Origin of the sequence: Microvirga lupini, assembly GCF_014191055.1 — a bacterium.
GTDB classification, from domain to species: Bacteria; Pseudomonadota; Alphaproteobacteria; order Rhizobiales; family Beijerinckiaceae; genus Microvirga; species Microvirga lupini_A.
This window is the reverse complement of record NZ_JACHWB010000003.1, coordinates 702,269-724,088: the sequence shown is the minus strand read 5'-3', so window position 1 is coordinate 724,088 and position 21,820 is coordinate 702,269. Positions and strand designations below refer to the sequence as shown.

Genomic DNA, 21,820 nt, shown 5'->3' with positions numbered 1-21,820 from the left:
TTATGTTACGATATAAAGTTATTATATAGCGTCATGAGAGGGCCCTGTGAAGACCCTCTCTACTGCACTCTCGTTACACGATGAAGAAACTCGTGTTCGTAAGATTGTTGGGCTTGGTACTTAGGGTTGCGAATTCGAGCGAAGTAAAGCTGCCGCCTGAGCCATCAGCATCGTAAGATAGAACTCCGGTTGTCTGGTCATAGATAATCCGATGCTCAGTTGTCGCTGCATGAGAGCCAATAGTGAATGCTGTTGACTTAAGACCACCAACATCACTTACACCAAAGGCCGTAAACATGCTTCGCGCCAAGTCGATCCTATCATCCGCAACGTTGAAGTCGGTGATAGTATCTTTGTTGAGATCACCAGCCTGTTGATTGAATACGAAAGTATCCTTACCGAAGCCACCGGTCAGTTGATCGTTGCCGAGCCCACCGATAAGGCGGTCAGCTCCTTGGCCGCCGATCAGCACGTCATTACCACCTGCTCCGTTCAGGATGTCGTTACGAGCCCCACCTCTGATAGTATTGGCATCCGCTGTTCCAGTGACGTTTTCAATCGCGACATTGCGCACACCGATATCGAAATCCTTTGTGACGCTCTCTTTTCCATCGGAAACACGGATAGATACCTTGAGCTGACGTATGTCTTCGAAATCAATTCGAGTGTTGTCTACAACCTTAAGCCTCTGTCCATCGAGAACAAAACGACCATCGGCATTGTCGACAAGAGTATAAGTAAGTGGATCGCCATCCTCATCTGTTGCTGAGAAAACGCCAACTGTCGTACCCGCATTAGCATGCTCGCGGACGGTTGTAGCGTCAAATGCAACAACGGGCAGTTTATTACCGCCAGGCTCTTCCGGACGGTCGATCACACCGATTTGGATATTTCTCTCGGTATACTGGTTCCCATCGATATCGGTCACCTCGATGTCGACGAAGTGGAACTCGTTGGTCTCGAAGTCCAGGGTAGCGCCTTCGCGCAGCCTGAGCACCCATTGTCCGGCGGCCGGTCCGCTGGTCAGTCGGATGACTTCGAACTTCTCATCCGCATCACCGACAAGACTGTACTTGAAGGGTCCGTGGACGCTATCGGTCGCGCTCAGCACGCCGACGATGGCGAGGGCCCCGGCGTCCTCGGCGATCTCGTAGGAACTCAGTGCAATATCGGTTGGGTCGCCCTCGCCTTGCCCATCCGATGGCGGTGGCGGCGGCGTAATATTCCGATAGACATAGTCGATGCCCATCGACTTGAGATAGGCTTCGAACAGGTCGGCCTCGGCCGCTTTTCCTTCGAAGAGATCATCCCAAATATAGGCAACATCCATGTCGCCGCCGGTGTCGGCTGCTGAAAGATCATCGCCTGTACTGGAGAAGATGTAGGTATCGTTGCCGTCACCGCCCTCGAAGCGGTCAGGCCCACCGGCACCACCATGCAGATAGTTTCTGCCGTCGTTGCCGATAAGATGGTTGCTGAGGTTGTTGCCGAACAGGTGGATCGCACGGGTACCCTCAGCCGCCTTCAGGATCTCGACCTCGGAGTTCTCCTCCAGGGCGTAAATGCTCCCTGAGACGATGACAGTATCAGTGGCTCCCTCCCCAGCACCCTCGGTAACCTTGTCGCCAATACCGACATAGTAGGTGTCGTTTCCTTCTCCGCCAACGAGCGCAACGCCCGAGTTATTGCCATAAATCGTATTCGACAGCTGGTTCCCGAGAATCGCTTCAAGCCCTGTCGCGTCTTGAGCATCAAGGATCTCGACACCATCAGCCATGATATAAACCGACAGGCCGGCTTCCGTTTCGAAGTCACCACGCAGGACGATGGCATCGCCATTACTGGTGCCGTTCTCATTGATGGTAGCAGTGAGCGAGGTCACGATATAGACGTCGTCACCCTCGCCGCCTTCCAGCGTCTCGTTGGCACCTCCGCTTTCGAGCGTATTCGCAAGCTCGTTGCCAATCAGATGGGTCGAATTGTTGGCGCCAGCCGGGCGACCGACGAGCCAGATATTCTCGACACCGGCCTCAGCCTTCAGGATTTCGACCTCATCATGACCTTCGAGGCCGTGGGTGCCGGACGTGACCACCATCAAGGTGTCGATGCCGGATTCGTCATCGATGATGTCTTCCGCGCCAGCGTAATAGACGTCGTTGCCGGCACCGCCACGGAGCGTATCGATCCCTCCGTCGCCTCCCTTGAGGACGTCGTCACCCTCACCGCCGGTCAGGGAGTCGTTGCCGACACCGCCGATGATCGTGTTGTTCAGGCTGTTGCCATCGAGAGTGACATCGAAATCCACTCCCTCACCAACCTCAAGGATTTCGATACCGATCGTATCGTTCAGCGCATACTCGCTGATGAAGATGTAGGCCTTATCTGTGCCGCCCGATGCTTCTATCGTCTCGACGACAGAATCCTCCTCCTGGCGGATGTAATACACATCGTCGCCATCGCCACCGACCATGGAGTCGTTGCCCAGGCCGCCTTCGAGCGTGTCATGGCCCAGGCCACCTTCGAGCGTATCGTCTCCCACGCCGCCATCGAGGCTGTCGTCACCGTCGCCGCCGACGAGGCTGTCGTTGTCATCGCCGCCGTTCAGGGTGTCGTTGTTGGCGCCGCCGCTCAGGGTGTCGTTTCCTTCGCTGCCGTAAAGAACGTCTTCACCCTGGTTGCCATTGACAACATCGTCGCCGACGCCGCCGTCGAGGGTGTCGTTGCCTTCACCGCCGTTGAGCGTGTCGTTGCCGTCGCCGCCGATCAGGCTGTCGTCCCCGCCATGGCCGTTGATGCTGTCATTGCCCCTGCCGCCATCGAGGGTATCGTTCCCTTCCGACCCTTCGAGTGTATCGTCACCGTCGGTACCCTCCTCTTCGAGACCGTCGACAATCTCGACGTTTTCGATCGCCTTATTGTCGCGAAGATCCCTGATGTAGTCGTTGAGCGCCACCGTGTCATCGCCGAAGGTGAAGCGATAGACATAAGCCGTATCGATGCCAGACTCGTCGATCTCGACATTGTCCCCTTTGCCGACATAGTACACGTCGTTGCCGGAGCCGCCTTGAATCGTATTCGTACCGTTGCCGGCCCGTAAAGTATCGTGCCCGTCACCACCGACGAGGGTGTTCTCACCGCTTCCGCCGATCAGGATGTCGTCGTTCTCGCCCCCATAGAGAGAATCGTTACCCTCTCCCCCATAGAGACGATCATCTCCCTCGCCACCATCGACAGTATCATCGCCCTCATCGCCATAGAGGACATCGTTGCCGTGAAGCCCTCGAATGAGATCATTTCCTCCGGCTCCGGCGAGAGTATTATCTATCTCATTGCCGTCTAGAACGTTCTCTGAATTGCTGCCGGTCAAAGTAACACCAGAGACTCCTGTGCCGATGCGACCGTCTTCGATACCCTCCCCGAGGAGGTACGATCCACTGGCAACCGCAATCACCGTATCCCTGTCGCCGCTGGCGCCACTGTCGATTGCTGTATCGCTGCTATCGATATAGTACGTATCGTGTCCATCACCGCCGTCCAGGACATCGCTGCCTTCGCCGCCGCTCAGGATATCGTCGCCCTTTCCACCTATCAACGTGTCATTGCCGTTCAACCCGTAGAGGGCATCGTTGTTGTCTCGCCCCTCCAAGACGTTGCCCGCTCCGTTACCCCAGAGCTGGTCAGCGTGTGCAGAGCCAATCAAATTCTCGATGGAATGATATTGATCGCCTGCGGCATCGCCCGTGTTCGTCCCTTTGGTCGGATCGAGGTAAGCCTTCACGCCTGCCGAGGCATTCTCATACGACGCTGAGTCATTCCCGTCGCCACCGACGAGAACATCTGCGCCCGCGCCGCCGATGAGCTTGTCAGCGTGATCACCGCCATTCAGGTAGTCGCCACTGGTACCACCAATCAGAGTGTCATTGCCACCGTTTCCGTTAAACTCGTTATAGCTGTTCAATCCGACAATACGGTCGGAAAAGTTCGTGCCGCCATATGCGGTGATCTCTATGAACACGTCGCCTTTGGCTTCACCGGCATCGTTGGCGCGATTGAGGAGATCGAGCACGATGCCGTTGGTATCGGTAGAGTACTCATAGGTGGCATAGTTCCACTGCCCACCGCCGACAAGCGTGTCGCCAGCAGTACCGGCACCGCCATAGAGCCAATCGTCGCCGTTACCTCCTTCAAGTCGGTTCGCCGCCGCGTTTCCGATGAGAATATCCCTGTGCGCGGATCCGCGCACATTCTCGATGCTGATCAGCTCGTCGCCCAGCGCCTCGTCACCGGCATGCTGGTTCGTCTTGAGGTTGATGCGAACGCCGTTGCCGTTCGCATCCGCCTTCGCGTCACGATAGATCGCCCAATCGTTGCCGGACCCGCCGTCGAGCTTGTCCGCGCCGGCCCCGCCGATCAGATCGTCATCGCCGTCCATGCCTTCAAGCGTGTCGTTACCGGCCTGACCGAAGAGCCCATTGAAACCCGTAGCACCTGTCAGAATGTCGTTGAAGGCAGTTCCGGCGAGGTTCTCGATACCATCATAGGTATCGCCCGCGGCCTCACCCGTATTTTTGGAGCGGTCCGTCATGTTGGCGATGACACCTTGCGCACCCTCGTAGAGTGCCATGTCCTGAGTGCCGTCTCCGCCGATCAGCCTGTCCGCGCCCAATCCGCCGACTAGAATGTCATTGCCAGTTCCGCCGACGAGGCTGTCAGTACCGGCGCCGCCACGGAGAATGTCGTTCTCACCACCTCCATCAAGGGTATCGTCTCCGTCCTCGCCATAAAGGATATCAGATCCTAAACCGCCCTCGAGGGTGTCATTCCCGAAATAGCCCCTCAGATCATCGTTTCCGCTCTCGCCGTAAAACTTGTCGTTGAGATGACTACCGATGGCGACATCATTCCCCTTTCCGCCGTGGAATGTACTATCAAGGCCGGCAACGAAATGATCGTCCCAGTCACTCCCGACAAAGATCTCGATGCTCTCATAGACATCGCCGGAGGCCTCCCCGGCGTTTTCCGATGGGTCGTCGAGATTGATCGCGACCCCTACACCGGCAGTGGAATATGCAAAGGTGACTGTATCGATTCCGGCCCCGCCTACAAACCGATCTCCTACGGAGCCTGCTCCCCCATAGAGCACGTCATCACCCTGCCCGCCCGTAAGCGTGTTAGACTTACCATCCCCGTGCAGCTCGTCGCCATAGGCGCTGCCTTTGAGATTCTCGACATTGTAATAGGAATCTCCGAAAGCGGCTCCAGAGTTGCGGGCACCGAAATCCGCTAAGCTTGCCGTGACGCCGGCGCCCACCCGTTCATAGCTGACAGTGTCGATGTTCGCACCGCCGTCATATTTGTCGCCCGCTTGGGTGGAAATCCCGCGGCTTTCTAGATCGATCAGAAGGTCATCGCCGCCGTTGCCATACAGCTCGTCGCCACCATAGGACGATGCGACATAGATATCGTTGCCGGATGTTCCGTTGACCACGACGCCGGATGCGCGCGCGTCGAAGACCTGCCCTTTAGCGATGTGGGTCTCACCCACACCCTCCTCGGACCACGCGACCATGAAGCGCCCGTCCCGAAGAACGCTAATACTCGGCGAAACCGCCGATCCAGCGGAGGGGGCGTTGACGACGAACTCCGCCTCGCCCGCGCTCGGCGTTCCATTCGCGTCGAATACCTGAGCACGGATGCTCCATTTGTCGGTCGCGGTAACGCGATGCATGACAGCGACAACAAAGCGTCCATCGGTTAGAACAGCGACCGAAGGCTCGGCATACTCCCCACTATCGGTCATCTTGAAGTCGAGATTGGTCGATGACCCAATTATACGACCCCGAAGAAGCGACTGCCCGGGCACAGCACCCGTATCGATGAAAGCAGCAACGAGATTCCCATTCGAAAGAGATGCCAGCGCGGTTGAACCTTGGCCCCCAGCGCCACCGGCCAAAATTTCTTCAGCCGAAGCAGCCCTTCCGTCGGGAAGATAGCTTCGGAAGCGCGTATCTCCGCCATATTCCCAGCTTACAGTGAGCTGCCCATTCGGACGCTGCACTATCTGCGGATCTCTCATAGGAACAGGGCCAGTCTGGGGGTTGATCCCACCAGGTATCAGCAAGTTGGAGCGCAGGGTTCCGTCCACATTAAAAAGGCCGACATTGACCGCATAGGCACTCATTTGCTCCGGCGGCTTCGACGCCATCAAAGTCGCAAATCCTCCGTCGGCAAGCGCTATGACGGATGGGGACAGCTGAGTTTCATCGACGTCGCGCACAAAGAACTCGTCGGACTTTACCGCGCCGTCGGGCGCGAAGCGACGCCCCTTGATGTCGTTAAAAGCCGTATCCCGCCACAAGATGACGACATCCCCATTCGTCAGGACGGCGACGTCGTGATCGACTTGATCACCGGACTGGGCGAAAGTGCGGGAATTGTTCGTGACGCGCCCCAGAGCGTCACGAAACTCGAACCAGACGTCCTGCCCTTCGAAATCACTCTGATAAACCACCACGTAGCCGCCGTTCGGCAAGGCCTTTACCTTCGGCTGCGTGCCATGCGCATTGTTTGAGCTGAAGGTGATTTCGCCATCGAAGCGGGTCGCCATAGTGCACCTTACGGGTAATTTAACGTTATACTACATCATTGATACAAGGTTTCTTTCCATGAGTAAACTCCCCTTAAGCATCTTTGGTGTTATGGTTTACGAGGACCGCTTGGCGTCGAACCACCGACTGATCCAGGTCTTCGCCTCAGTCGTTTTATGATACGCTAAGAATATAGCCCTGCCTTTTCACGCGGGTCGTCTGGATTTAGCTTCTTCTTCTTTAGTCAATCTCAACAATCATATTTTAAGATTATTATCCTAATAATAGTTATTATTTATATTTTCTTGGACAAGAACGACCTTTTGTATTGTCTCAGATTATTGACATCATCAGGATATATGAGGCTTGTGCATCACGGCACACGAATTTCTTATAGGATTATTTTCAAGAAAACTTCTTTATCGAAAGGAGTCAGGACTCCAAATCCGTCCTTTGAGGGACCCTCGATTTCCGGAAGTGTCCGCAGCCAGCTTATGGGGGATCTAGTAAGAGGGCATTCGGCAGGATGCTCTGCTTGTCAGAAATACGAACAAGCAAAGAAAAGAGAGCAGTTTCCCGTCAATAGAAACAGCTCACTCGATCCATAGCTGGGAATGTCGGTCACTGCCCCGACGTGCTGGTCACCTGCATAGGACCCCATCATATCACGAAGAAATCGTGGTAGGAGATTTTGAGCTTCTTATCCAAAGTCGCAATCTTGATCTTCGCTGCCGAACCTGTGCCGTCCCTGTCATAATAAAGGGAACCGGTTTTCTTGTCATAGAGGATCCTGTCAGATGAATCTTTGGCCTTGCTGTCGAGCGCGAACATGCTGGATTTCAGCTTCTGCGGCTTCGACAGAGTGCCCTTTCCGAGCTTGGTGAACACCGCATTGTCGAGCCAGATCGTATCGTCCTTTGGATTGTACTTGTAGATCCGATCGAGATTCGATTTGTTTGGCCTAGTGTCGAACACGAAGGTGTCGCGGCCCGCTTCGCCATAGAGCCTGTCCGAGCCCGCACCGCCAAACAGAGTGTCATTGCCGGTGCCGCCATAGATCACATCCTTGCCGGCTCCTGCCTGGATGATATCGTGCCCACCATATCCTCTAAGCAGATTTTTCCCAGCATTGCCGGTGATCACGTTGGATGAATCGGAGCCGCCGAGATTGTAAGATGCTTCACTGGCAACATCCTCAAATTTCAGCACCTCGATCTCGGCGTCTCTCGCGAGAAAATACGACGAGGACGCAAGGACGATATCGAAGCCCCCGGAGACGGCATCCCTGATCTGATCTCCCTGCTGGTCAACCCTGTAGACATCGTCACCAAGACCGCCCACCAGAGTGTCGGCTCCGCTCCCTCCATCAAGGATATTGCCTCCCCGGTTACCGATCAGAACGTTATTCGAGCTGTTGCCGGTCAGGTTCAACGCAGCACTTCCGGCGGGATCGAGCGCCACGAGGTTTTCAATGGTCGAGTTGTCCGCGAGAGAATGGCTTCTGCTCGTCCGGATCGTATCGATGCCGCCGCTGTCGATGATGACGTCGCCGAAAGGATCGATATACACATCGTCGCCAGCGCCTCCCTCGAGCGTGTCAATGCCGGCACTGCCATCGAGAGTGTCGCTGCCCTCGCCGCCGATGAGATGATCGTGGTCGAGGCTTCCCATGATCCAATCGTTGAAGGCCGAACCGATGACCCCCTGGATACTGTCGTAAAGGTCACCTGCCGCTTCCCCCGTGTTCAGGACCGGGCTGGAAAGCGAGATCGTCAGTCCACCTGTCGCCTGTGCATACGAAGCGAAATCGAAGCCTAATCCGCCCTCCATGAGGTCGCGCCCCAAGCCGCCGGTGAGCGTATCGAGACCGTCGCCGCCTTTGAGAGTATCGTTTCCTGCTCCGCCGGAGAGCTGGTCGTTTCCACCGGCCCCATCAAGAGTGTCATCGTTTTCGGTGCCGGTGTGGATTTCGTCGACATCGGTACCGGTCCAATTCGCTCCCGGAGCCAGCACGGCGACAGAAGTTGCAGACGTTCTTGCAGAATTGTCGTCTCGACTAACAACTTTTGAAATAGCGGATTCAACAGCCATTCTGCCCTCTGCCCGAAGTAACGATACGTTAATATGTATCAAAGGAGTGTGCGGAAAAGCAACTCTGAACTCCGTAACAATGTCGAGATTAATGATCGCCCTGAAGCGGGCCTAAGCCAATAATGCTAAAAAAACAGCCTAGCTGGCGCAGTACTTTCACTACAACCTGAGCAGCGCACTTGCGGAACACAGCGAGAACGGCTAACTTGTTCTCGATTTGTTTCAGAATCGCCCATTTGTGGGCAGTAAGGGCCAGCCATGCTGACGCGCAAACAGCACGAATTGCTCCGCTTCATTCATGAGCGGCTGCGTGAAACCGGGGTTCCGCCGTCCTTCGACGAGATGAAGGATGCGCTGGATCTCAAGTCGAAATCCGGTATCCATCGCCTGATCACGGCGCTCGAGGAGCGCGGCTTCATTCGACGCCTGCCGAACCGCGCCCGGGCCCTGGAGGTGATCCGCCTGCCTGAGAGCACCAGCGGTACCGGCAGCCAGCGGCGCTTCACGCCGAGCGTCGTCGAAGGTGGTCTCGCCGGCAAAGCCAAGGCTGCGCCGCAGCCGGCCTCCGATCCGCGGGATCGCGAGATGTCGATCCCGGTCATGGGCCGTATCGCCGCCGGTGTGCCGATCTCGGCCATCCAGACCCGCAGCCATTCCATCACCCTCTCGGGCGACTTCCTCTCTCAGGGCGACCATTTCGCCCTCGAGGTGCGTGGCGACTCGATGGTGGAAGCCGGCATCCTCGATGGCGACCTCGTGGTGATCCGCCGTCAGGACACGGCCAATACGGGCGACATCATCGTAGCGCTGATCGACGAGGAAGAAGCGACCCTGAAGCGCTTCCGCCGCCGCGGCTCGTCCATCGCGCTTGAAGCCGCCAACCAGGCCTATGAGACCCGCGTGCTCGGCCCCGATCGGGTCAAGATCCAGGGCAAGCTCGTCAGTCTGGTTCGCCGGTACTGATCTCGTCTTCAGGAAGATCCTGCTCAGGGACAGGCCTTGCAGGCCTCGGCCTCCCCTGAGCGGGCGCTCCCGCAGACTGAATTGACTGGCCGCCGGGCCAGGCCATGACCTCGCGGCCTTTCCTCACGGATGTGACCTCGACTGCGTGCGGGCCAAAGCGCAGGGTCGTGGCTCCGCGCTCATTCAGCGCCTCACCGTCGAGGACGAAGGGCTGCCGGCATGTGGGAGGGGCTTGCAGCCGCGTGACGATCACGTTCGCCCGTCGGCAATCCTCCTCGAAGGCTGCATAATCCTGGATGAAGGCAATCCGCCGCCCATGCCCAGCGATGACGACGCAGCCGGTGCCGTCGCAGCGTGCCTCATGTCTGAGGCTGCCATCATCCGCGTTGCGTGCGTCACCATCGGCGCGCAGCCATTGCTCGATCACGAAGTCCGATGGCCGTCCGACAAGAACCAGCCGCCCTTGGCGGCCGCGAATGGCAGCCCCCGCCCCTTCGCGATCGATGAACATGTCATGGCGATCCGGAGCCGTCGCGAAGGCAAGCCCCATCCCGGCCGGCATGAGAGCGATCCACCGCAACGACGAGGCCGGAATGGTCAGGGTGAGCAGGCCCAGGCTCAAAAACGCCAAAGCGGCGATGCTCAGCGCCGGCACCACCACGGTCGAGCCGCTGAAATTTCCAACCCAGGCTGACACGGCAAGCACCTGCTCGACGGCCGCTCCCATCATCTGCCAGACAGGACGGTCGAGGCCGAACGGATAGGCCAGCACGCCCAGAACGGCAGACGGCATGACCACAACCGAGACGAGCGGCAGGGCAAGCACATTGCCGAGAAGACCGTATGGGTTCAGCGACTGGAAGTGATAAGCGGCGAAGGGAGCCGTGGCGATGCTGGCCACCAGGGTTGTGGTCACGAGCCCGAGCATCGCCTTGCTGCTCCAGCGTAGGCCTCGTTCGAGAACGGTTGCAGTTGTTCCCTCAGTAGGTTTGCGCTGCATCAGCGGCACCAGGGCCATCATGCCTGCGACAGCCCCGAACGACATCTGAAAGCTCGGCCCCAACAGCGCCTCAGGCTCGCGGGCGAGGACGATCAGAGCGGCGATCGACAGATTGCGGATGCTCAATGCGGGACGGTCCGCCAGCACCGCGCCAAACATCACGAGGGTCATGATGAGCGACCGCTCGGTCGCGACATCGGAGCCGGAGAAGATGCAGTAGATCGTCGCTCCGATCATCGCCGCCACGGCAGCAATCTTCTTCACCGGCCAGAGCAGCGCGACCGTCGAACCCAAGGACAGAAGCGCACGAACCAGCCAGAAGAACGTGCCGGCGGCCAGCACCATATGAAGGCCGGAGATGGACACGATGTGGTAGATCCCGGCTCCGCGCAGGATGTCGTTCGTGGGCTCCGGGATGAGCCCACGCTTGCCGGTCACCAGGGCGGCCCCGACACCGCCGGCCGCACCGCCGATGGACGTCGCAATGCGTTGGGTCAGCGCATTGCGGGCTTCGTCCACCTGGGCAGCCAATGTCAGCGACCAATCCGGCGGACTTGGCGGATCAATCCGCCTCATCTGCCCCACCATGGAGCCGACGGCGCCGATCCTCTTGTAATAGGCATCGCGGGCGAAATCATAGCCGCCGGGCCATGCCGCCTCCGGTGGCGGCAGCAAGCGGGCGGTGCCGGTGACGAACTCGCCAGCCCTCAGCCCTGCCCCGGCGCGAATGGATACCCGCACGAGACGCGGACGCTCAGCCGGCGTAACATCCTTCATCTCGACGATACGGATCAGGAGCCTCTGCCCCTGTTCCCGCTCCTCCACCGCCTCGATGAAGCCTGCAATGGTCGTGATGATGATGCGGGTGATGGCTGGAGCGGAGACGGTCCGGGTGCGGATCACTCCCGCCGAGAAGCCTGCAAAGACAGCTGACAGTACGATCATGGCGACCAGCGCCGTCATGTGCCGGCGCAGGGCGATGCCAGCGGCACCGCAAACGGCGAAAGCTCCCAACGGCGCCCAGAGGGCGGGCGCGCTGTCAACCTGGAAGAACAGGAGGATGCCGATACCGAAACAGACGGGGATCCAGGGGAAGAGCCGGCGCTGCTCGATCTCGCGGGTGATGGCCTTAGACAGCCAGCCACGCCCGTCGAGGAGCCTCCACTCGATGCTGGTGCCCCAGGACGAGGGCAAAGCCATGACCCGCGCAGCACTGCGCGGGATCCTCATGGGTTTTCCTCGGTTGTCTTGCATTGCGGCTTCGGCTTAACGCGGGTTCCGTTGCATGCTAGACGACCGCACGCTCCGCCCCAAGCCGCCCTGTGGATTGAGTCGGAAGGCTGCGGCAGCACGGCCGCGCCCCTCAGGTTTCTTCTAGTCAAGGTTCCCCTGCGATGACCGTCGTCACCCGCTTCGCCCCCTCTCCGACCGGCTTTCTCCATATCGGAGGGGGACGCACGGCCCTGTTCAACTGGCTCTATGCCAAGCGGCATGGAGGCAAGATGCTGCTGCGCATCGAGGATACAGACCGGGAACGCTCCACGGATGCAGCCATCGCGGCCATTCTCGACGGCCTGAAATGGCTTGGCCTCGATTGGGACGGCGATGTGGTCTACCAGTTCTCCCGCGCCGCCCGCCATAAGGAGGTCGCCGAGAGCCTGCTCGCCCAAGGCCGGGCCTATTACTGCTATGCCTCCCAGCAGGAACTGGAGGAGATGCGTGAGACCGCCCGCAAGGAGGGCCGTCCACTGCGCTATGACGGTCGCTGGCGCGACCGCGACCCGTCCGAGGCGCCTGCAGGCGTGAAGCCGGTCATCCGCCTGAAGGCGCCCATCGAGGGCGAGACGGTGGTCGAGGACGAGGTTCAGGGCCGCGTCGTGTGGCAGAACAAGGACCTCGACGACCTCGTGCTCCTTCGCTCGGATGGTACGCCCACCTACATGCTCGCCGTGGTCGTGGATGATCATGACATGAACGTCACGCACGTCATCCGCGGCGACGACCATCTCACAAACGCGGCTCGTCAGACGCAGATTTATCAGGCGCTCGGCTGGGACGTGCCAAGAATGGCCCATATCCCGCTCATCCACGGGCCGGATGGCGCCAAGCTCTCCAAGCGTCATGGAGCCTTGGGCGTCGAGGCCTATCGCAGCATGGGCTACCTGCCCGAGGCCGTCCGCAACTATCTTGTACGGCTCGGCTGGAGCCATGGCGATCAGGAGATCTTCTCCACCCAGGAGATGATCGATGCCTTCGATCTCGGCAGCATCGGCCGTTCGCCGGCCCGGTTCGATTTCGCCAAGCTTGAGAACCTCAACGGGCATTACATGCGCCAGTCCGATGACGAGCGGTTGGTGCAGGCCTTGGAGGATCTGCTGCCGGAATTGGACAAGGACGAGCACCATCTCGGCCGCACCTTCAAGCCCGCCCTGCGGCAGAAGCTGATCACAGCCATGCCAGGCCTGAAGGAGCGCGCCAAGACCCTCGTCGAGCTCCTCGACAGTGCCTATTACCTCTATGCTCAGCGCCCGCTTCATCTCGACGAGAAAGCCGCCAGCCTGCTGGATGACGGACGGGCTCGCCTTGTCGGCATTGCCGAGAAGCTCGAGGCTGTTTCTGATTGGTCAGCCCAGAGCGTGGAAGCCGTTGTGCGCGAGCATGCGGAAGCTCTCGGGGCGAAGCTCGGGCAAGTGGCGCAGCCGCTTCGGGCGGCACTGACTGGCCGCGCCACCTCGCCCGGACTTTTCGACGTCATGGCGGTTCTTGGCAAGGACGAAACTCTGTTGCGCCTACGCGACCAGACCAAGGATGCAACCGCTGCATAGCGGGTGAATCTCGCCTTTAGACGTGCTTGCCCCCTTCCTATGGATAAGCTACCGAAGGCGCCATAAACCGACCGACCGGCAAACCCTGGTTCGGCAGCCCCGAGGGCCTACTCCGCTCCCCCGGTTGCTCTAGGTTCTGCCCGGCCTCCTTTTGAAAGGGCCACGACGCATGAGTTCCAGCACCAGCACCATTTCAGTCGACGGCAAGTCCGTGGAGCTGCCGGTAAAAGAAGGCACCATCGGCCCGAGCGTCATCGACATCTCCAAGCTCTATGGCCAGACCGGTATGTTCACCTACGATCCGGGCTTTACCTCCACGGCGGCTACCGAGTCGAAGATCACCTATATCGATGGCGACAAGGGCATCCTGCTCTACCGCGGCTACCCGATCGACCAGCTCGCGGAGCACGGCGACTTCCTCGAGACCTGCTACCTGCTCCTCTACGGAGAGCTGCCGACCGCCGCTCAGAAGGCCGATTTCGATTACCGCGTCACGCGCCACACCATGGTGCACGACCAGATGAACCGGTTCTTCACCGGCTTCCGCCGCGATGCGCACCCGATGGCAATCATGGTCGCCTGCGTCGGCGCATTGTCAGCCTTCTATCACGATTCCACGGACATCTCGGATCCGCACCAGCGCATGATCGCGTCCATGCGCATGATCGCCAAGATGCCGACCTTGGCTGCCATGGCGTACAAGTACTCCATCGGCCAGCCCTTCGTGTATCCGCAGAACGATCTGGACTACACTTCCAACTTCCTGAAGATGTGCTTTGCGGTCCCGGCCGAAGAGTACAAGGTCAACCCGGTGCTCTCTCGCGCACTCGACCGCATCTTCATCCTGCACGCCGATCACGAGCAGAACGCCTCGACCTCGACGGTGCGTCTCGCGGGCTCCTCGGGTGCGAACCCGTTCGCCTGCATCGCGGCCGGCATCGCCTGCCTGTGGGGCCCTGCCCATGGCGGCGCCAACGAGGCGGCGCTCAAGATGCTGGAGGAGATCGGCACGCCTGATCGCATTCCTGAATACATCGCCAAGGCGAAGGACAAGAACGATCCGTTCCGCCTCATGGGCTTCGGTCACCGGGTCTACAAGAACTACGATCCGCGCGCCCGCATCATGCAGAAGACCACCCACGAGGTGCTCAACGAGCTCGGCATCAAGGACGATCCGCTCCTCGACGTGGCCGTGGAACTCGAGCAGATCGCCCTGAAGGACGAGTACTTCGTCGAGAAGAAGCTCTACCCGAACATCGACTTCTACTCGGGCATAACCCTCAAGGCGATGGGCTTCCCGACCTCCATGTTCACGGTGCTGTTCGCGCTGGCCCGCACAGTCGGCTGGATCGCCCAGTGGAGCGAGATGATCGAAGATCCGTCTCAGCGCATCGGCCGCCCGCGCCAGCTCTACACGGGCGAAGCGGCGCGCGATTATGTGACGGTCGCCCAGCGCGGCTGATGACATCGACGCGATGACAGTGAAAAGGGGCCGACAGGCCCCTTTTTCATGCATATTCGAGGCATCGCGCAGCTTCAATGGCGCCTCGGTGACTGGATCACTTTTGCGCTGAAAGCACCTCTTCAACGATCCTTGACGCCCGCTCACTTGGGGCTTCTTCGCCAATCCTCATGAGGGTATCGAGCCTGCCGAAGGCTTCGATTTGCCGTTGGCGTTCCGGCGTATCGCTGAGCAGGGGCAGAAGTGCCTCGACCAGCTTCTCAGGCGTGCAGTCCCACTGGATCAATTCCGGAATCACGTTCTCACCGAGCACCAGATTTGTGAGCACGATGGAAGGCGCCTTGATCAGATATTTCAGCACTTCCTCGATCTTCGAGACCCGGTAGGCCACCACCATCGGTACACCGGAGATCCCCAGTTCCAGCGTGACGGTGCCGGAAGCGGCAAGTGCGACATCGGCCTGCCGGAAGGCAACCCATTTGGCCTCCTCCCCCTCGACGATGCGCGGCTTCACGGCCCAGCTCTCTGCCCGGGCTCTAATCTCATCCGCCACATGCGAAACCGCGGGAATCGTCACCTCGAACGGATGTGGCGAGCGTTCGTTCAGTAGTGCCAGAGCAGCACCAAACGGCTCCATCAAACGGCTCACCTCCGAGCGGCGACTGCCGGGCAGGACGAGCAGCTTGATCGGCCGGCCTTCGTCGCGCTGCCGTTCCCCGGGCGATGGTCTGATCTCATCCAGCCGCTCGATGAGCGGGTGTCCGACATAGGTCGTCGGCGGGCCGCCTAAACGCCGATGCGCCTCAGGCTCGAACGGCAGCAGCGCCAGGAGATGATCCACATAGACGCGCATTTTCGGAGCGCGTCCGGGACGCCATGCCCATACAGAGGGGCTGACGTAATCGACAATGGGAACGTCCGGCGCACGCTGGCGCACGGCTCTGGCGACACGGTGTGTGAAATCCGGGCTGTCGATGATGACCAGCATGTCGGGCTTTGCCGCGACTATCGCGTCTGCCGTCATCCGAATGCGTTTGAGAATTGCAGGCAGTCGCGCGATCACAGCAGAAAAGCCCATGACGGCGATCTCCTCCAAGGGAAAGAGAGAGTTCAACCCCTCCTTCGCCATGGCATGGCCGCCAACGCCACCGAAGCGCAGACGCTCGGCTCCGAGTCGGGCCTTCAGGGAACGCATCAGCTTGGACCCAAGTTGATCGCCGGACTCCTCGCCTGATACGATCCAGATCGTCAGCGGCTCATTCTCAGCCAAGAGACTTCTCCATCCAGGGCAGATCAACGGCGATGAGGAAGAGACCGAGGCGGTCGGCAGTCCGCAAGGTCTCCTCCTGCTCCAGCACGAAGGTGGAACCCGCACCGATCGCGATGCCGGCAAGTCCCGCCTTGGCTGCTTCCCTCACCGTACGAGGCCCAATGGTCGGCATATCGACTCGCAGATCCTGACCGCGCTTGGCGGCTTTGATCAGCACGCCGCCTTCCTCGCGGCGGCGAAGGCCGAACCACGATTGGCGCAGGCTCCTCACCCGTCGGATCATCCGGTCTGTGCCTTCCGGTCCCTCAATGGCCAGGACATGCCTCCGGTCGACAACGGCCCCCTGCCCGATGTCGAAGTCCGACAGGGAGGCAAGAAGCTCCAACCCGAAGGCAATTGCATTATGATCGTCGGCTCCCGGCCGCCGAGACCCAGTGAGCATGTTGGAGGCCACGAGGTCGGGGGCAAGCTCATGGGCGCCGACGACCCGGTGCCCATGCTCCTCGAGGAGCATCACGGCGCCGCGCAGCACCTGATCGTCCCCGCGGGCAATGACCTCCTTCACCTCGTGCATGTTGCGCAGCAGGGAATAGGCACTCAGAAGCGCTGAGAAGCCAGGGCGGCGCACAGCTCCAACGAGGGAAACGGCCTGCGGCCGCCAGCCCTCGAGGGTGCTCATGATGGTCTTGAGATCGAGAAGGTCGACAGTGGCGTTGGCGCGGCGCTGCAACTCGGCCTCCGCGAAGCCGCGGAAAGCCAAGACTCGGACGTCCTGCCCCGCCCGCTCCAGATGGCTCAAGAGCTGGATCGGAAGCTGCCCGGCCCCGGCGAGGATTGCGATGGGGCCTTGAGGCATCATCCGGACGAGCTGACGGGGTCCCGCGGGGTGCAGATTGCGCGATCCCCGCGGTCGCGGATGAAGTCGAGAATCTCGTGCACGAAGGGATGATCGTCGAACTCGCCGGCCACGTCCTCGACCCGCTCGGCCAAAGTGCCCTCGTCGGCGAACAGAAGACGGTAAGCGCGGCGGATGTCGTGGATCTGCTCGCGGGTGAAGTTACGGCGACGCAGACCGATAATGTTCAGACCAGCCAGATGTGCGCGATTGCCCATAGCCATGCCATAGGGAATGAGATCGTTCTCAAGACCGGACATGCCGCCAACGAAGGCGTGGGAGCCAATCCGGGTGAATTGGATCACGGCGGAACCACCGCCGAAGATCACGAAATCGCCCACAGTGACGTGGCCCGCCAGCATCACGTTGTTGGAGAGGATGCAGTCGTTGCCGACCTTCGTATCGTGGCCGACGTGGGAGTTCGCCAGGAAGGCACAGCGATCGCCGATCACCGTGCGCAGACCGCCACCCTCGGTGCCGGGATTCATGGTCACGCCCTCGCGGATCATGCAATCGGCACCGATCTCGAGCGTCGAGGCCTCGCCCTTGTATTTCAGATCCTGCGGAATGTGACCGATGGAGGCGAAAGGAAAGATCCGCGTCCGAGGGCCGATGGTGGTGCGCCCTGCCAAAGCCACATGGCTCAGGAGCTGGCAGCCCTCGCCGAGTTCCACCTCAGGTCCGACGGTGCAGAACGGACCGATCTTCACGCCCGGACCGATCTTGGCACCGTCCTCAACGACGGCGCTCGGATGAATCGCCGTTTCCATCAGTCGTTCACCAGCATGGCGCTGACTTCGGCCTCACAGACGAGGACACCGTCCACCTTCGCCTCGCCCTTGTACCACCACATATTGCGGCGGTTGTTCAGCTTGCGCATATGGAACTCGACCCGGTCACCCGGCTCCACCGGCTTGCGGAACTTCACCTTGTCGATGGTCATGAAAAACACCTGCTTCGGCTTGGCCTGCTCGGCCATCTTGGCCTTCACGCAGATGGCTCCCGCCGTCTGAGCCATCGCCTCGATCAGAAAGACGCCCGGAAAGATCGGACGCGAGGGGAAATGGCCCGTGAATTGTGGCTCATTGAAGGTGACGTTCTTGATGCCGATGCACGAATTGTCGCCGTCGATCTCAATGATCTTGTCGACCAGGAGAAAGGGATACCGGTGCGGCAGCAGCTCCAGGATCTCCATGATATCGGCGGTTTGAAGCGTGGTGGGCGCTTCGGACATGACGGGAACTCCGAACGGTAGGGAATGTCTTCAACAAACGTTATGAAGACGCATCGTCGTCTTTGGCGGAATCGCCCCCGGATGCAAGCTTTTTCAGCGCGGTAATCTCCCGGAACCACTCGCGCATGGGCCGGGCCGGAATGCCGCCCCAGCGAGCTCCTGCCGGAACATCGCCATTCACGCCGCTGGTGGCGGCGATCTGGGCGCCCATGCCAATGCGGACATGGCCTTTCACGGCCACCTGGCCGCCGAGGGCCACGTAATCTTCGATGGTGGTCGAACCGGCGATGCCGACCTGGGCCACGATCACGCAATGGCGGCCGATGACGACGTTATGGGCGATCTGAACCAGATTATCGATCTTGGTGCCCTCGCCGATCACCGTGTCGCGGCTCGCACCCCGGTCGACCGTCGTATTTGCCCCGATCTCCACGTCGTCCTGGATGATAACACGTCCGACCTGCGGCACCTTCAGGTGCCCTTGCGGGCCCATGGCAAAGCCGAAGCCGTCCTGCCCGATCCGGACACCAGGATGGAGAATGACCCGGTTGCCGAGATAGGCATGAGTGACGGTGACGTTCGCCGCGATGGAGCAGTCACGCCCGATCTTCACGTTAGGGCCGATGACCGAGTGCGCGCCGATCAGGGTTCCCGACCCGATCTCCGCATGCGGCCCGATGACGGCACCAGGATCGACGCGAACCCCGTGCTCCAGCCGTGCTGACGGATGAACAAAGGAGCCAGGCGAGATACCAGTCGCGGCAAAGGAGGATTCCGGCCGCAGGGCGGACGGAAACAGGACTGCCAAAACCTGGGCGAAAACCCGATAGGCCTGGGGCGTGATCAGCGCGACAGTCCCGGACGGCACCTTGGAGGCGTAGCGCGGCGTCACCAGACACGCAGCAGCCTGGGTCGTTGCCAGAGCCCCAACATAGGCGGGATTGTCCATATAGGCCAGATCGCCAGGACCTGCGCTTTCGAGAGGGGCAACCCCACGAAGCAAAAACTCCCCGTCGGTACCGTCGGGGAGCATTATATTTGCCATCTCCGCCACCTGACGCAGATTGAGCGTCTGGCTATGCGGGAAGAAGTTCGATTCAGCCATGAAGAACAAGTGAGGGCGCCGTTCGGCGCCCTCCCCAATTAGAAGCGCGTTCCGCCCGTGAACCGGAAGGCCTGGGTGCGGTCGCCACCGACCCGATTGCCATTGGCGTCCAGGATACCCTCTTCCTTGGTGAGAGCGAACGCATAATCGAAGCGGATCGGGCCAAGCGGCGACGTCCAGAGGATCGAGGCACCCACCGACGAGCGCAGCTTGCTGCTGTCGAAGACATCGATCGACTCATCGTCGAACGTGGTCGGCCCGTCATAGCCATAGAGCGTACCGGCATCGGCGAAGACAGCGCCCCTCAGGCCCAATTCACGCGGCAGGACCGGAATCGGGAACTGCACTTCGAGCGAACCACCGAAGTAGGTGGTGCCGCCAAGAGCGTTTGCCCGGCTGTCAGCGGTCGAGATGTCACGCGGACCGATGCCGTTCGGTGCAAAGCCGCGCACCAAGGACGGCCCCATGAAGAACTGGTCAATGATGCGAAGATCGCCGCCGTCTCCACCATTGTCGCCGAAGCCCATGATGTGACCGCCCTGAACGCGGGCGATACCGATCACGTCCTCGTAGAGTTCGCGGTAGTAGCGAGCGTCGCCGGTCACGCGGAAGTAGTGAGAATCACCGCCAAGCCCGGCAAAGTCCGTCTTGACCTCGGCATAGAAGCCGTTGCGGGGATTACGCGTGCTGTCGAGAGTATTGTAGTTGAAGGTCAGGCCCGCCAGAGAGGTGATCGTCTCACCCTGCGCGTTCTTGATCGCGAGAGACGCCTCACCGTTCGTTTCACAGTTGAAAGGAGTCGTGACGCCTGGGATCGGCACCGAGCAGTCGTTATAAGGCTGATCCGCGTCGTTCGGGATCGTCACTTCCTGCTGATAAAGCGAGTAGCGAGCCGTAATCGTGAACTCTTCCGTGAACGGCAGCCCTAAGCGCAGCGTACCGCCGGTCATGCGGTTTTCGTAGCGGGAGTACCGGGTCTGGTCGCTGAACTTCGAATATAGATCGATACCCGCCGACATCCGGTAGCCCAGGAAGTACGGCTCAGTGAAGGAGAAATCGACGCCGTGGGCGCGCTGACCGAGCTGGCCCGCAAGACGCACGAACTGACCGCGGCCCAGGAAGTTGGTCTCGGTGACGGAAACCTCGCCGATGAAGCCATCGGCCGTGGAGTAGCCGCCCGAGATCGAGAAGGCGCCGGTGGACTGATCCTCGACGTCCACGTTCACGACCACACGGTCGGCCGAGGACCCAGGCTCATTGGAGACACGCACCTGCTTGAAATAACCGAGGTTGTTCAGGCGACGCTCGGCACGATCGATCAGCACCTGGTTGTAGGCATCGCCCTCGCCAAGTTCGAATTCGCGACGGATAACGTAGTCGCGGGTGCGGCTGTTGCCGCGAACGTTGATGCGCTCGATGTAGATCCGCGGAGCTTCCTCGACCACATAGGTCAGGTTGATCGTGCGGGTCGAAGGATCGCGGCTGCCCACAGGACGCGCGAGGGCAAACGGGTTGCCCTGGCGCGCGACGTTCGAGGTGAGATTCTGAACCGACTTCTCGACGGCTTCGGCGTTGTAGACAGAGCCTTCCGAGGTCGAAATACCCCTCCGCAGAGCCTCAGGATCGACTCCAGGAAGGCGCGGATCGACGCTCACGCTGCCGACCCGGTACTGTTCGCCTTCTTCAACCGCAATCGTGACGACGTAGCCGCCTGCATTGGCGTCGAATGCGACATCGCTAGAGACGATGCGGAAATCCGCATAGCCGTTCTTCAGGTAATAGCGGCGGATCAGCTCCAGATCGTTGGCGATGCGGGCCGGATCATAAACGTCGGTGCTCTTGAGGAAGCTCAGGAGATTCGTCTCGGTCGTCTGCATGACACCGCGCAGGCGGCTCGACGAGACCTGATTGTTGCCGACGAAGCGGATTTCCTTCACGCCCGTCTTGTCACCCTCGACCACGGTGTAGACCACGTCCACCGTGCCATTGGGGAGATCGACCACGCGCGGCGTAACCTGGGCAAGACCCCGGCCGGACTGCCGGTAGATCTCAAGGATGCGACCCACGTCTGCATCGACGGCGGCCTGGCTGTAGGGAGCGCGGGCACGGGCCTGGAACTGATCCTGGAAGGCCGCGCTATCGACCTTCTTATTCCCCTCGATCACAACACGGTTGACGATGGGACCTTGCGCGGCCGAGGCACGGCGATTCCTTGGGGCCACCTGCTGCGCGAAGGCGCTCTCCGCGACAGTAATTCCAGCCATCAGCGCGCTGATCGCGATAACGGCGGCGGTGGCCGGCTTCTTCCGGCGAGGCGTGGTCGTCGACATCATCAACTGGCCCGTTCTTTGTCTTTATATCCCTAGCAGGGGTGTCCCCGCAGGCTGG

Annotated in this window: 12 protein-coding genes; 3 read left to right on the top strand and 9 right to left on the bottom strand. The window is 60.1% G+C overall.

Annotated elements, in window-relative coordinates; genetic code table 11:
• Positions 1-73 precede the first annotated feature (73 nt).
• On the bottom strand, positions 74-6,607 hold the full coding sequence (locus FHR70_RS24085; RefSeq protein ID WP_246408172.1) for a hypothetical protein: 6,534 nt from the start codon (positions 6,605-6,607) through the stop codon (positions 74-76).
• Positions 6,608-7,247: 640 nt separating this feature from the next.
• Positions 7,248-8,600, bottom strand: a complete 1,353-nt coding sequence (locus tag FHR70_RS14895; RefSeq protein WP_183451430.1) for a calcium-binding protein — start codon at positions 8,598-8,600, stop codon at positions 7,248-7,250.
• Between the two features lie 336 nt (positions 8,601-8,936).
• Between FHR70_RS14895 and lexA the strand changes: the two genes are divergently transcribed.
• The gene (gene lexA / locus FHR70_RS14890) at positions 8,937-9,641 is read left to right on the top strand and encodes a transcriptional repressor LexA (protein WP_183451428.1); all 705 of its coding nucleotides are present in this window, start codon (positions 8,937-8,939) and stop codon (positions 9,639-9,641) included.
• Here lexA and FHR70_RS14885 read toward each other — a convergent pair.
• A complete protein-coding gene (locus tag FHR70_RS14885) occupies positions 9,619-11,871 on the bottom strand; it encodes a ComEC/Rec2 family competence protein (RefSeq protein ID WP_183451426.1) in 2,253 nt (750 codons plus the stop codon). The two genes, lexA and FHR70_RS14885, sit on opposite strands and share 23 nt — an antisense overlap.
• Positions 11,872-12,035: 164 nt before the next feature.
• Between FHR70_RS14885 and gltX the strand changes: the two genes are divergently transcribed.
• On the top strand, positions 12,036-13,466 hold the full coding sequence (gltX, locus tag FHR70_RS14880) for a glutamate--tRNA ligase (RefSeq protein ID WP_183451424.1): 1,431 nt from the start codon (positions 12,036-12,038) through the stop codon (positions 13,464-13,466).
• Positions 13,467-13,635: 169 nt separating this feature from the next.
• Entirely contained in the window at positions 13,636-14,928 is a 1,293-nt protein-coding gene (gltA, locus tag FHR70_RS14875) for a citrate synthase (RefSeq protein WP_183451422.1), read from the top strand.
• A gap of 97 nt (positions 14,929-15,025) precedes the next feature.
• Here gltA and lpxB read toward each other — a convergent pair whose 3' ends face one another.
• The 6 genes from lpxB to bamA are packed head-to-tail and all read right to left on the bottom strand — an operon-like array spanning position 15,026 to position 21,765.
• Positions 15,026-16,198, bottom strand: a complete 1,173-nt coding sequence (gene lpxB, locus FHR70_RS14870) for a lipid-A-disaccharide synthase (protein ID WP_183451420.1) — start codon at positions 16,196-16,198, stop codon at positions 15,026-15,028.
• Positions 16,191-17,057: an LpxI family protein gene (locus FHR70_RS14865; protein ID WP_343058818.1), complete on the bottom strand. Its 867-nt coding sequence runs from the start codon at positions 17,055-17,057 to the stop codon at positions 16,191-16,193. The genes lpxB and FHR70_RS14865 overlap by 8 nt, the downstream gene beginning before the upstream one ends.
• On the bottom strand, positions 17,054-17,866 hold the full coding sequence (lpxA, locus tag FHR70_RS14860) for an acyl-ACP--UDP-N-acetylglucosamine O-acyltransferase (protein WP_183451699.1): 813 nt from the start codon (positions 17,864-17,866) through the stop codon (positions 17,054-17,056). The genes FHR70_RS14865 and lpxA overlap by 4 nt, the downstream gene beginning before the upstream one ends.
• Positions 17,863-18,327: a 3-hydroxyacyl-ACP dehydratase FabZ gene (fabZ, locus tag FHR70_RS14855; protein WP_183451418.1), complete on the bottom strand. Its 465-nt coding sequence runs from the start codon at positions 18,325-18,327 to the stop codon at positions 17,863-17,865. The genes lpxA and fabZ overlap by 4 nt, the downstream gene beginning before the upstream one ends.
• Before the next feature lie 40 nt (positions 18,328-18,367).
• The gene (gene lpxD, locus FHR70_RS14850) at positions 18,368-19,432 is read right to left on the bottom strand and encodes a UDP-3-O-(3-hydroxymyristoyl)glucosamine N-acyltransferase (RefSeq protein WP_183451416.1); all 1,065 of its coding nucleotides are present in this window, start codon (positions 19,430-19,432) and stop codon (positions 18,368-18,370) included.
• Positions 19,433-19,470: 38 nt separating this feature from the next.
• On the bottom strand, positions 19,471-21,765 hold the full coding sequence (gene bamA / locus FHR70_RS14845) for an outer membrane protein assembly factor BamA (RefSeq protein ID WP_183451414.1): 2,295 nt from the start codon (positions 21,763-21,765) through the stop codon (positions 19,471-19,473).
• Positions 21,766-21,820: the final 55 nt, after the last annotated feature.

What these genes read in the sequence shown, in the direction of transcription:
- FHR70_RS24085 (WP_246408172.1), bottom strand. Translation starts at nt 6,607, where the DNA reads ATGGCGACCCGCTTCGATGGCGAAATCACCTTCAGCTCAAACAATGCG.
- lexA (WP_183451428.1), top strand. Translation starts at nt 8,937, where the DNA reads ATGCTGACGCGCAAACAGCACGAATTGCTCCGCTTCATTCATGAGCGG.
- FHR70_RS14885 (WP_183451426.1), bottom strand. Translation starts at nt 11,871, where the DNA reads ATGAGGATCCCGCGCAGTGCTGCGCGGGTCATGGCTTTGCCCTCGTCC.
- gltX (WP_183451424.1), top strand. Translation starts at nt 12,036, where the DNA reads ATGACCGTCGTCACCCGCTTCGCCCCCTCTCCGACCGGCTTTCTCCAT.
- gltA (WP_183451422.1), top strand. Translation starts at nt 13,636, where the DNA reads ATGAGTTCCAGCACCAGCACCATTTCAGTCGACGGCAAGTCCGTGGAG.
- FHR70_RS14865 (WP_343058818.1), bottom strand. Translation starts at nt 17,057, where the DNA reads ATGATGCCTCAAGGCCCCATCGCAATCCTCGCCGGGGCCGGGCAGCTT.
- fabZ (WP_183451418.1), bottom strand. Translation starts at nt 18,327, where the DNA reads ATGTCCGAAGCGCCCACCACGCTTCAAACCGCCGATATCATGGAGATC.
- lpxD (WP_183451416.1), bottom strand. Translation starts at nt 19,432, where the DNA reads ATGGCTGAATCGAACTTCTTCCCGCATAGCCAGACGCTCAATCTGCGT.
- bamA (WP_183451414.1), bottom strand. Translation starts at nt 21,765, where the DNA reads ATGATGTCGACGACCACGCCTCGCCGGAAGAAGCCGGCCACCGCCGCC.